The sequence below is a fragment of the Escherichia sp. MOD1-EC6021 genome, assembly GCF_002965245.1.
Classification (GTDB): Bacteria; Pseudomonadota; Gammaproteobacteria; order Enterobacterales; family Enterobacteriaceae; genus Escherichia; species Escherichia coli_F.
On record NZ_PTRU01000009.1, the window covers coordinates 149,741 to 162,096 of the forward strand.

The 12,356-nt window shown below is 47.7% G+C and carries 9 protein-coding genes; 2 read left to right on the forward strand and 7 right to left on the reverse strand.

Features of this window, described 5'->3' with window-relative positions; genetic code table 11:
• The first annotated feature begins 3 nt into the window (after positions 1-3).
• Positions 4-405, forward strand: a complete 402-nt coding sequence (nikR, locus tag BEB54_RS12855; protein WP_001190062.1) for a nickel-responsive transcriptional regulator NikR — start codon at positions 4-6, stop codon at positions 403-405.
• An 8-nt stretch (positions 406-413) separates the two neighbouring features.
• On the opposite strand, the gene BEB54_RS12860 is transcribed toward nikR, so the two are convergent.
• The 6 genes from BEB54_RS12860 to BEB54_RS12880 all read right to left on the reverse strand — a co-directional run bounded on the left by BEB54_RS12860 (position 414) and on the right by BEB54_RS12880 (position 9,194).
• Complete coding sequence (locus BEB54_RS12860) at positions 414-1,538, reverse strand: ABC transporter permease (RefSeq protein ID WP_105277431.1); 1,125 nt, start codon at positions 1,536-1,538, stop codon at positions 414-416.
• On the reverse strand, positions 1,538-4,273 hold the full coding sequence (gene rbbA, locus BEB54_RS12865; RefSeq protein WP_105277430.1) for a ribosome-associated ATPase/putative transporter RbbA: 2,736 nt from the start codon (positions 4,271-4,273) through the stop codon (positions 1,538-1,540). Before rbbA ends, BEB54_RS12860 begins: the two co-directional genes overlap by 1 nt.
• The gene (locus BEB54_RS12870) at positions 4,270-5,337 is read right to left on the reverse strand and encodes an HlyD family secretion protein (RefSeq protein ID WP_032303972.1); all 1,068 of its coding nucleotides are present in this window, start codon (positions 5,335-5,337) and stop codon (positions 4,270-4,272) included. Before BEB54_RS12870 ends, rbbA begins: the two co-directional genes overlap by 4 nt.
• Positions 5,338-5,408: 71 nt before the next feature.
• Positions 5,409-5,513, reverse strand: a complete 105-nt coding sequence (gene yhiY / locus BEB54_RS29315) for a protein YhiY (protein WP_213089463.1) — start codon at positions 5,511-5,513, stop codon at positions 5,409-5,411.
• A 189-nt stretch (positions 5,514-5,702) separates the two neighbouring features.
• The gene (locus BEB54_RS12875) at positions 5,703-7,325 is read right to left on the reverse strand and encodes a DUF4049 domain-containing protein (protein WP_105282207.1); all 1,623 of its coding nucleotides are present in this window, start codon (positions 7,323-7,325) and stop codon (positions 5,703-5,705) included.
• Between the two features lie 261 nt (positions 7,326-7,586).
• Positions 7,587-9,194, reverse strand: a complete 1,608-nt coding sequence (locus tag BEB54_RS12880) for a DUF4049 domain-containing protein (RefSeq protein ID WP_105277428.1) — start codon at positions 9,192-9,194, stop codon at positions 7,587-7,589.
• 382 nt (positions 9,195-9,576) lie between these two features.
• Between BEB54_RS12880 and BEB54_RS12890 the strand changes: the two genes are divergently transcribed.
• Positions 9,577-10,629 carry a DUF2776 domain-containing protein gene (locus tag BEB54_RS12890; RefSeq protein WP_105282208.1) on the forward strand — a complete coding sequence of 351 codons (1,053 nt, stop codon included), beginning with the start codon at positions 9,577-9,579 and terminating at the stop codon, positions 10,627-10,629.
• 311 nt (positions 10,630-10,940) lie between these two features.
• Here BEB54_RS12890 and BEB54_RS12895 read toward each other — a convergent pair whose 3' ends face one another.
• Positions 10,941-12,143 (reverse strand): NAD(P)/FAD-dependent oxidoreductase, encoded by a 1,203-nt coding sequence (locus BEB54_RS12895; protein WP_000439186.1) that lies wholly within the window; start codon positions 12,141-12,143, stop codon positions 10,941-10,943.
• Between the last annotated feature and the right edge of the window lie 213 nt (positions 12,144-12,356).

Here is a 12,356-nt window from a genome sequence, read left to right on the forward strand (position 1 = left end):
TCAATGCAACGAGTCACCATCACCCTTGATGACGATTTACTGGAGACGCTGGACAGCCTGAGCCAGCGTCGTGGTTATAACAACCGTTCCGAGGCGATCCGCGATATTTTGCGTAGCGCTCTGGCGCAGGAGGCCACCCAGCAGCACGGCACACAAGGTTTCGCGGTGCTGTCGTATGTGTATGAACACGAAAAACGCGACTTAGCCAGCCGTATTGTCTCCACGCAGCACCATCACCACGATCTCTCGGTTGCTACTCTGCATGTGCACATTAATCACGACGACTGTCTGGAAATCGCCGTGCTGAAAGGTGACATGGGCGACGTGCAGCATTTTGCCGATGACGTTATCGCCCAGCGCGGCGTGCGGCACGGGCATTTGCAGTGCTTGCCGAAGGAAGATTAAGCCCGTAATTACGCCATTGTCCCAATCGTCTTCCTGAATCGCAGCAGCGCGATGGTGAAAAACGCGCCGCCAATTGCCATTAGCGTCAGGAACTGCGGCCAGACGATTTCGAATCCGGCACCCCGGTAGAGGATGGCCTGCGCGAGGCTGACAAAGTGTGTCGTCGGCATGGTCAGCATAATGTCCTGCACCATCTGCGGCATACTTTCGCGCGGCGTGGAGCCACCGGAAAGCATTTGCAGCGGCAGTAGCACCAGAATCACCAGCAGCCCCAGTTGCGGCATTGAACGCGCTATCGTCCCCATAAAAATGCCGATTGACGTGGTGGCAAACAGACTGAGCGCCACGCCAAGCATAAACAGCGGGATCGAGCCTTCTATCGGTACGCCCAGCACGCCTTTTACCATCAGCACCAGCGATAATCCCGATACCACCAGCACCACCAGCCCCATCGACCAGACCTTCGCCATCATGATCTCAAACGGCGTTATCGGCATCACCAGTAAGTGTTCCACCGTGCCGTGTTCACGCTCGCGGATCAGCGCCGATCCGGTCAACACAATCGCCAGCATGGTAATGTTGTTGATGATCGCCATCACCCCGCCAAACCATGCGGGATCGAGGTTCGGATTAAAGCGCATGCGGGTTTCCAGCGATACCAACGGTTCGCTGTTATCACGGTAACGCGCGACAAAGCTGTTCACTTCACCGTTGATAATATTCTGGATATAACCGTTGCCAGTGAATGCCTGGCTCATGCGCGTGGCATCGACGTTCACCTGAATATCCGGCTGGCGTCCTGCGAGGACATCACGCTGAAAATTAGGCGGAATATTTATCGCGAAGGTATAGCGCCCAGCGTCCAGCCCGGCATCCATCTCATCGGAGGTGATCATCTCCGGGGGCAAAAACCACGGGCGGTAGAAGCTGTTAACGATCCGGTTCGATAACTGCGATTGATCCATATCGGCAATAGCGATCGGTGCCAGGTTCAACGATCCTGGCGTGACGGTCGCTGATGAATAAACCGACACCGTAAACGAGAAAATAATCAGCGTCAGCATCGCTTTATCACCAAGCAGACTGCGCAACTCTTTGATACCCAGATTAAAAATATTGCGTAAATGGCGCATCATCCCTCCTGTTTTTTCAGCAGCAGGATGCTTAAGCCCATCACCAGTGGAATGGCTATCAGCAACGGGATAAAAAGTTGCCATAAATCCGTCAGATCCAGCGCCTTCGAGAACGTCCCGCGGGCGATAGTCAGAAAATGACTGGTCGGGTAAACCTCGCCGATCCAACGTCCTGGACCTTCCAGCGAAGCTACCGGATCGATCATCCCGGAAAACTGCGTCGCCGGAATCAACGTGATAATCGCCGTACCGAAAATGGCGGCAATCTGGCTTTTCATAAAAGTAGAGATCAGCAGCCCCATTCCGGTGGCGATGATGATATACAGCAGCGCCGCCAGGGTGAGCGTCAGGAAACTGCCTTTATGCGGTACGCCAAACACAAACACCGACAGGCCGCAGAGCAGGAAAAAGTTCAGCATACCCAGCCCGATGTACGGCAGCTGTTTGCCAAGCAAAAATTCGCTGCGGGTGGTGGGGGTAACGTAAAGGTTGATAATCGACCCCAACTCTTTTTCCCGTACCACGCTAAGGGCGCTTAACATCGACGGAATCATCATCAGCAACAGCGGGATCACCGCCGGAACAATCGCTGGCAGGCTTTTTACGTCCGGGTTATAGCGATAGCGTGTCTCAATATTCATCAGCCCGCTTTGGCTCGCGGGCGTGGATTGCCGACTCGCCACATCCTGTAGCCAGCTCTGGTGCATGGCCTGCACGTAACCTTTTACCGTTTCGGCACGACTGGGCATCGCACCGTCGATCCAGACACCGAGTTCCACAGGCGTACCACGCGCGATATCGCGCCCGAAATTGGGTGGAATCTCAATCGCCACCGTGATATCGCCCGCACGCATCCGACGATCAAGCTCGTCATAACTGGTGAGCGGCGGCTGCTCGATAAAGTAACGGGAACCGGAGAGATTGAGCGTCCACGCCTGGCTACTGACGGTCTGGTCGCGGTCGAGCACCGCAAAGCGCAGATTTTCCACATCCATACTGATGCCATAACCCATTATCAGCATCAGGATCACCGTTCCCATCAGCGCCAGCGTCGAACGTACCGGATCGCGGCGCAGTTCCAGTGCTTCGCGACGGCTGTAGCTAAACAGACGTCGCAGGCTAAATCCCTGACGCGGCGCGTGGGTGGTGTCATGTACCACAGGCGGCGCTTCGGCTTCGTTGCTCTGCCCTGCCGCTTCCTGCAAATAGGCGATAAATGCCTCTTCCAGACTGGCGGCTCCGCGTTTCTCAACCAGTTCCTGCGGTGTACCGCTGGCAAGCACTTTTCCGGCGTGCATTAGTGAGATGCGGTCGCAGCGTTCCGCTTCGTTCATAAAGTGGGTGGAGATGAAAATGGTCACTTTGTCCTGGCGCGAAAGATCGACCATTAACTGCCAGAACATATCCCTCGCCACTGGATCGACGCCAGAAGTAGGCTCATCGAGGATTAACATCTCCGGGCGATGAATCACCGCCACCGCCAGCGAAAGCCGCTGGCGAATGCCGAGCGGCAATGACTCCGGCAGAACATCTTCAACGTCGTTGAGCTTAAAACGCTCGCTCATTTCAGCCACTCGCGCGGGAATTTCCGCTTCCGGAATGTGAAACAAACGGGCATGTAACTCCAGGTTTTGCCGCACGGTGAGTTCGTTATAGAGCGAAAACGCCTGCGACATATAGCCCACCCGACGGCGAGTATCGATATCTTTTGGATCAACCGGTTGCCCGAACAGCCACGCCTCACCTTCGCTGGCAGGCAGCAGTCCGGTAAGCATTTTCATGGTGGTGGATTTACCGCAGCCGTTCGAACCGAGGAAGCCAAAAATCTCCCCGCGTGGAATGCGGAAATTGACGTGATCAACGGCAACGAAGGAACCAAAACGCATGGTCAGATCGCGCGCTTCGATGGCAATCTCTGCGTTTTCAGGTTGATACGGTGGGATCACTACCGCCTGATGCGCCTGGCGTTGCGCTTGCGGTAACAGATTTATAAATGCTTCTTCCAGCGTGGCGCTTTGCGTTTGCTGCCGCAGTTCTTCGGCGCTGCCAGTCGCCAGTACTTCTCCGGCATTCATCGCTACCAGCCAGTCGAAGCGTTCCGCCTCTTCCATATAGGCGGTGGCAACCAGCACGCTCATATTGCTCTGCCGCTGGCGAATACTGTCGATCAGATCCCAGAACTGGGCGCGAGAGAGCGGGTCAACCCCCGTTGTTGGCTCATCAAGAATCAATAATTCCGGGTCGTGGATTAAAGCACAGCACAGCCCCAGCTTTTGCTTCATCCCGCCGGAGAGTTTACCTGCCGGACGATCGCGAAACGGTGCTAACCCGGTGCTGGTCAGCAGCTCATTAATTCGGACTTCCCGCTCCGCTTTGTCGTGACCGAACAGGCGGGCGAAAAAATCGACGTTTTCATACACCGACAAGGTGTGGTAGAGGTTTTTGCCCAGTCCCTGCGGCATCCAGGCAATGCGCGGGCAGACGTCACGGCGATGCCTCGGGTCGCGCATATCGCCGCCCAGCACGATCACGTTGCCCTGCTCAATGACGCGGGCACCGGAAATCAGTGACAACAAACTAGACTTCCCGACGCCGTCCGGGCCAATCAGCCCGATCATACAGCGGGCCGGAATGTCGAGAGTGATATTGTTCAGCGCAACAGTTTTTCCATAATGCTGACTCACGCCCGCCAGTTGCGCGACAGGCGGGACGGGAACCAGTTCCAGATGCGTCATTGCGGCAACCTCACCACCAGGTCGTCAGGCCACGGAAGTTCTTCATTCACCCGCACCCACGCTACGCCCGGCAATCCGGTTTTGACATATTCCAGATGTTGCTGGAGTAATTCCGGTGGGATACGCGCTTTGACGCGGAACATCAGTTTCAGCCGCTCATCGCTGGTTTCGACGGTTTTTGGCGTGAACTGGGCGACGCTGGCGACAAAGCTGATGGACGCAGGAATACGCAGATCTGGCGCGGCATCGAGGATCAGTCGGGCTTCGCCGCCCAGTTTCAGCGTGCCCGCCTGTTCGGTTGGCAGGAAGAAGGTCATATAGACGTCGCTGAGATCGACCATATTTAGCACCCGACCGCCTGCTGCCAGCACTTCCCCTGGTTCAGCAACCCGATACTGCACGCGTCCGTCACGCGGGGCTTTCAGTTCACTGTCATCGATATCTGCGGCAATGCGCCGCTCAGTGGCTTGTGCCGCTTCGACGCGCGTTTGCGCCTGAATGATATTGGTACGTGCCGCTTCTATAGCCGCTTTAGAAGCCGAAACCTGGGCTTTTGCCGATTCCAGCGCAGCACGGGCGCTTTCAGCAGCGGCGCGGTCGTCGTCCAGCTGTTGCGCAGAAATAGCCCCACGTTGGGCGAGCGAGCGGGAACGCGTATGACGTTTCGCTACAGAGTCCAGTTCGGCCTGGCGTTGATTAACCAGTGACTGCGCGGCACGAGTTTCACTTTGCCGTTGCTCCAGCAAAGCCTGCGCGGCGGCAACGGCACTTTGTGCCTCTTTGATTTGCGCGATGGCTTCCAGTCGCTGTTCCTGCAACACGCGAGTATCCATCTTCGCCAGCACTTCGCCTTCGCGAACAAACTGGCCTTCTTTCACCAGAATGGTATCGATACGCCCGGCAATTTTGCTGGCGATATCCACTTCCGTCGCTTCAATGCGCCCATTGCTGACGGCAAAGCCTTCCGGCACACCTGCCGGGCGCAACAGCCACCACGCCACGACGGTAGCCACCGCCAGTAACCCGACAACCCACCACGCCAGATGGCGCTTACTCTTATCCATAATCGACCCGCCATAATCCCTGTAAGCAAACGACACGTGTTACAACTGCCGCCGAACGACGTTCAGCGGATTCATCCATCCGGGATAAGAAGGAAACGGCAAATACGACCAGCGCGCAGAGCATTGAGCGCCAATGGGGAAGGCTTAGTGAAAACGGGTAGTAATGTTGTCATCATCAGCATTCCTGGCCGTAAATGAAACACGCATACTCATAAGTGTGATCTATAAAACTGGCTGATAAAACGGTATCCATCCTGTTGGATAGCGTTTCACGCCTGTTCAGTTGCAGGAACAGAGCATTCCTTTTTACGTTTTATCAACAGTCTCAACCAGATAGTAACATTAATATTCATGTTGTCTATGGTTCAAAGCTGTAACAGCGTGCGCCTTCTACTCAAAGGCATAAGTTCATTTCTTTTTTTTTCATGCTGGTAAGACGTCCAGGGAGCGGTTACCTCAGGCCCTGCACCAGGATTAATTTGGCAATTATGCATACTGTACATTCTTCCGGCATGTTTACTGTCACGGGCGTTCAGACCTAAAACAGCCCCCATTTCACCTATGAGTTCTCTTCCACCATTACCGTTATGTGCAACAACTTGATTTATACCTAACATTTGTGAGCATGCTAATAGTGCTTCAAGTTTTGGCCTGTAATCTGTCGAGATGGAAAAATAACGATTAAAAGATTGACAAGAGATGGCCCGGCTAATTTTAAATTTTTTACCATTAATTATGGTATGATGCTTTTTATTAATGATTGCCGCTAATTCGACCGGATCGAGAACATTGGTCATTTCATCTTTAGAGACTGTTATCGGACCTAAAATGTAACGTTCGCGTTGTATGTCGAAAGTTATCCCATGATGATTTGCCATTATTTTATATTTGGGGTCATAGAAACATACAGGATAATCTTTTATCCCAGCGTAGGTATCTTCATTAAGTGGTTTCATGCGCGTGAAGTTCTGCATATAGTTACCATTGCAATTTGTTTCATGATTTCCAGCTAATACATGAACATTTTCATTGATACTCATTATGCGTTTTAACAAATCGATGATAAATTGATCGCCACAGATATTACTAAACCGATCGCCGGTTTGGTCACCCAGAAACGTACATGGCGTCACTGCGCCTTTATTAATAACCAAATAAGGCTGAAGACTTTCTAAAACAATATCCCTTCTGTTCAGAATACTGATAATTGTATTGACATTAGTGTCTAGTTCTTCATTAAAGTTATTCTTTAACAATACGTTGAGAACTTCATCTTCTATATTAAGCAACTGACTAAGGAAATTTTCTCCTTCAGCCATAATACCCAAATGACCTGTTGCAGTAAGCGCATACAAAACAGCACCGACTGAGCCATCGGTATCACCGAAATAGGTCGGTCTGGTACTTGTGGGATCAACGGGTGAGCAATTTGAGAAATAGACTCTATTAGAAAAATGGGCCTTTATTACTGTTTCGAATTTAATATCAAATATATTGTATTGCGAAGTTTTCCAGTCCCAGAGGGGTTTGTACGACTCAGTAACTACAATATCATTCATATTACCATCTTCTGTCATGGCATTAAGAAAACAAACAATGCTGCGCCAATTTATTTCTATGTTATCAAGAGGGCAACCGTAATTTTTTCCATTAATTGTCACAATAAACTGATAACTATTATTCCTGCGTAGGATATGCACACGCATGCCCGATAGCATACTATATTTTTCTGATTGATACGTCTGTATGGAAAATGAAATCTTGTCATCTTGAAAAGATTGTTGGAAACGTTCTATTTGCCAGTCATCTATTTTTTCCACAACTTCACCGAGCATTGTCCTGGCAATACTTGATATGTCATCACCTAAGCCATTTGCTATATACCCAAACAGTTCTTTAGTGAAGTTGGTAACATGATCTTGCATAATGTCATTTGCGGGGATTGTCATAGTACTGTCGTGAGTACCGGTCACAGCTCCAATTTTCATTTTTTACCTCATGCTATTCACCGCGAGGAATACGTAGTTAATATTTAATCTTATGACATACACCTCATGTTCGATGGAAAAACAATTATATTTTGCACAAATCATTCAGCCTTAAGGCATAATATGAAATTTCTTATCTCAAAGTAGACAAAATCCCTAGAGATTGTAGAGGCGTTATCAGAACATACCTCTACAATCGATTAAGAAAACCTATGAAATACTTTCAGGATTAATAAGACATACCACAGTATTCATGGAGTTTTAATGAGATTGAAAACAACTAAGCCCTGATGAATAAATTATTTTATTATTTTTATCACGTACTTCCTTCCGGGAATTTAGACCCATAATACCATTATCAAATTGTTGATTCTGATCTACCCCGAGCCCATGATGGCCATATTTTTGTCTAATGTATTTGCTGTGGTCTTCACATTTGAGTTTCTCTCCACATTTAAAGATATCTTCAGGTTTTGGTCTGAAATCAGTAGTGTTATTAAAATAATTGTCATATACAGGTGTGGATGCTATAGCATTGCTTCTAATTAGATGGATAAGACGATCATCCATGTGTTGTTTATGTTTTTTATTAAATATATTTGCTAATTCCTCAGGATCAATTGGGTCTTTCATCTGATTAAATGGAACCTGCAAAGCACCTAGACAATAACATTCATTTTCTTCATTTCTTATTATTCCGTGATGACTGGTTAAAACTTTCGTTTCTGAGTCATAATTACAAACATCGAGCGTTTTAATTAAATTATATGTATCACCGGAAGAGAGTTTATGATTTGCTAGTCGTGCACTATAGTTACCATTAAAATTGATTTCATGATTTCCAGCCAGAACGACGACATTTTTATTTATACGACTATCTTTATTACCCTCCATATTTCGCATAGAATTTAGCAAAGTAAGGATATATTTATCACCAAAAATAGTACTAAATCTATCGCCTGTATGATCCCCAAGAAAGATACAAGGGGTAATCGCATCGCCTTTTAAAAAAACATGTTGATGCAACTCATTCAAGATCATGTCTCTCGTATCTAATAAAGTAAAGAGTTTTTTCAATTTTTTATTTTCATATGCGAATGAAGCCATGTCTTCGTGTTTTAATAATTCACATAATAAACTCCACCCCTTTTCCCTGATGCCTATATGCCCTGAAACGAGCAATGCATAAAGTACAGCGCCCACTCTTCCATCTGTATCGCCAAAATAAGCCGTGTTGGGATTTTGTGGGTTAATTACACCACACTGTTTATAAAAATCTATTTTTGAAAACACAGAATTAACATAGCTAGCAAACTTATCCTTAGAAAACGTCTCTTTAGAGACATCCCAACGCCAGTCAGCTTTAAAATTACCGCTAAGAAGAGTAAAGAAATTTTCAGGTATGATAGAAAGCCCATTAACTTTATAAATTATGTCTGATTTATCTCCGGAGAAATTAATAAAATAATAACCGTCCTTACGCTCAATCGTAACGGTAATGGGAGACGATAATTTTATCACATGGTTATTGTCTGGTATAATTGTAAAGATAAACGTGTCAGTAGTATTGTCGGCGAAACTATTATATTCTTGAATATCTATAGATGGCTCACTGTTGTAAAACCATATTTTTTCTATCTGAGGACTATGTTCAGTTACCTTCCAGCAGCCATGTTGCAGGAAATAGATGATATGCAGGCCAAAATCGTTATCTATTTGAGAATGTTTATCCAGATTATCAATTTCAACTATCTTTGAACGATGTTTTTTATCAACCTTGCCATGGTGTTGATGACTGTTAACTTTATCTGAATACTTATCTTGATGGTTTGAAGAGATGTGCTTAAATATATTGTGAAATACTTTCATAAATAACCCGTGATATTTTTGACTTGTTAGTAACAAAATAAATGACACATGTCTGAAAGACATATTTACGATGATACAAAGCAATAATACTTATATGTTCGATGATTTTAAGAACCGATACCATCCGGTCTTTTACCAAATAATGAAAAAGAATCCCTCCCTGGAAGATAATTGAAAAAAACAAGAGAATAAGAATTAATCTTAGGATAAATATTTATTTACCATGGCCTTTTGAACGCTGAAAAGTAGCGCTCTGCAAAGTAAACCCCGCTATAGTTATGCTATGCATTTGTCTTTAATGATATCTCGTCATTGTATTAACAGGCTGAAATTATCATTAATGCACGTTTCAATATTAGCAGGGATACCTGAGGAGTTTAAAGTGAACATATATATCGGGTGGCTTTTCAAATTAATCCCTTTAATTATGGGCTTGATTTGTATCGCGTTAGGTGGCTTTGTGCTGGAAAGTTCAGGGCAAAGCGAATATTTCGTCGCGGGTCATGTGCTCATTTCTCTGGCAGCCATATGCCTGGCATTATTCACTACCGCATTTATTATCATTTCGCAGCTCACGCGCGGCGTTAATACGTTTTACAATACATTGTTCCCCATTATTGGCTATGCGGGGTCAATTATCACCATGATATGGGGTTGGGCACTGTTAGCAGGCAATGATGTGATGGCAGACGAGTTTGTCGCCGGTCATGTGATTTTCGGCGTTGGTATGATTGCCGCCTGTGTATCGACGGTGGCAGCGTCATCCGGTCACTTTCTGCTCATTCCTAAAAACGCAGCGGGGAGTAAGAGCGACGGAACACCGGTACAGGCTTATTCTTCATTAATCGGTAATTGCCTCATTGCCGTTCCCGTGTTACTCACCCTGCTCGGTTTCATTTGGTCGATAACGCTGTTACGCAGTGCCGACATAACCCCACATTATGTCGCCGGTCACGTATTGCTTGGGTTAACCGCAATCTGTGCCTGTCTCATTGGCCTTGTTGCCACAATCGTCCATCAAACACGTAATACGTTCTCATCTAAAGAGCACTGGCTGTGGTGTTATTGGGTTATTTTCCTCGGCTCAATCACAGTGCTGCAGGGCATATACGTCTTAGTCAGTTCCGATGCAAGCGCTCGGCTGGCTCCCGGCATTATTCTCATTTGCCTCGGAATGATCTGTTACAGCATATTCTCAAAAGTCTGGCTACTGGCACTGGTCTGGAGACGTACCTGTTCGTTAGCCAAAAGAATTCCGATGATTCCCGTCTTCACCTGCCTGTTTTGCCTTTTCCTGGCATCGTTTCTTGCGGAAATGGCGCAGACCGACATGGGATATTTTATTCCTTCGCGGGTTCTGGTCGGTTTGGGAGCGGTATGCTTTACGTTGTTCTCAATCGTTTCAATATTAGAAGCGGGTTCTGCTAAAAAATAATTGCAACGTACCGGATAAAACCAGCGTTGACCATTTGCGTAACGCTGGTTTTTCTTAGGTAGAATGAAATAACGCAGCATTAATGCATAGTGGTTAAGTATAAAAAACAGCAAAGTTACTGTTTTTTCAACCTGTTCATATTTTATAAAGATCAGCCCACTGGGTGAGTTTTCAATCACCTTTCCCTCCACCTTATATTAAGCATGGGGGTTCAGTTCACGGGCTCATTAGAAAATAATCACAAGATAGCCACTATCAAAATTAGCTCATTTTTAATGCGGCTCTAATAATTTTCATCTTTAGGTAATAGGTCAGGACGACTTCGCTGCAATCAAATCCTGCGCACAAGCCCACGCACTCGACCACGCCCACTGGAAGTTATAGCCCCCCAGCCAGCCGGTAACGTCCATCACTTCGCCGATAAAGTACAGCCCAGGCACTTTGCGCGCTTCCATCGTCCGTGAAGAGAGTTCGTTGGTGTCCACGCCGCCGAGCGTCACTTCGGCAGTGCGATAGCCTTCAGTGCCGTTGGGTTGTACGCGCCAGTCGGTCAATGTGCTAATCAGTGCCTGTTGGTCACGCACGTTGAGCTGTTTTAGCGAAACATCCGGGATTTGCCCAAGTTGCTGTAAGCGTTCAACCAACCGCTTCGGTAGATGAACCGCCAGTGTGTTTTTCAGGCTCTGATTCGGATGTGCGTTACGCTGCTCATTCAGGAAGGTTTCGAGGTCTACATCCGGTAGCAGATTGATGCTGACAAATTCCCCCGGTTGCCAGTAGCTGGAAATCTGCAACACCGCCGGTCCAGATAAGCCGCGGTGGGTGAAGAGTAAGTTCTCACGGAAAACGGTGCCGTTTTCAGCGGTAATCACGGAAGGCACCGCCACGCCTGCCAGCACCTGTAACTCTTCGAGCAACGGTTTATGCAGAGTGAATGGCACCAGACCCGCGCGGGTCGGCAGCACGTTGAGGCCAAATTGTTCGGCAATCTTATAACCAAACGGCGACGCGCCCAGCCCTGGCATTGACAGTCCACCGGTCGCGATGACCAGCTTTTCGCAACCGACGGTCATGCCATTCAGTTCAAGCGTGAAGCCTGTTTCATCCTTCGCCACACTCAGCACTTCGCTTCGCAATCTGAAGGTCACATTGCCCTTCTCGCACTCATCCACCAGCATGTCGACAATCTGCTGCGCGGAGTCATCGCAGAAGAGTTGCCCTAACGTTTTCTCGTGCCAGGCAATGCCGTGTTTATTGACCAGATCAATGAAATCCCACTGGGTAAAACGCGCGAGTGCAGACTTACAAAAATGCGGATTCTGGCTCAGATAAGCGCCCGGTTCGACATAAAGGTTGGTAAAGTTGCAGCGCCCACCGCCAGACATGAGGATTTTGCGCCCTGGTTTTTTACCATTATCGATCAGCAGAACCCGGCGTCCTGCCTGACCTGCCAGCGCAGAACAGAACATACCCGCCGCACCAGCGCCTATAATAATGGCATCAAACCTTTCCACGTTGCGCTCCTCTAAGAAAAAACGGGCGTGAATTGTAAAGATTCCTCAGTGGTCGCACCAGCATCAATATTACTAAAAGGAAGTATTTGCCTGAATTATATAAGATAATTATTTTTTGAGTGCAATCTATACAGGAGGCAAATCAAAAAAAGTCTATATTTCACTTTGCCCGCGCCGCGAAAGTCACTGATAATGCGCCGCGTTCATGTCCTC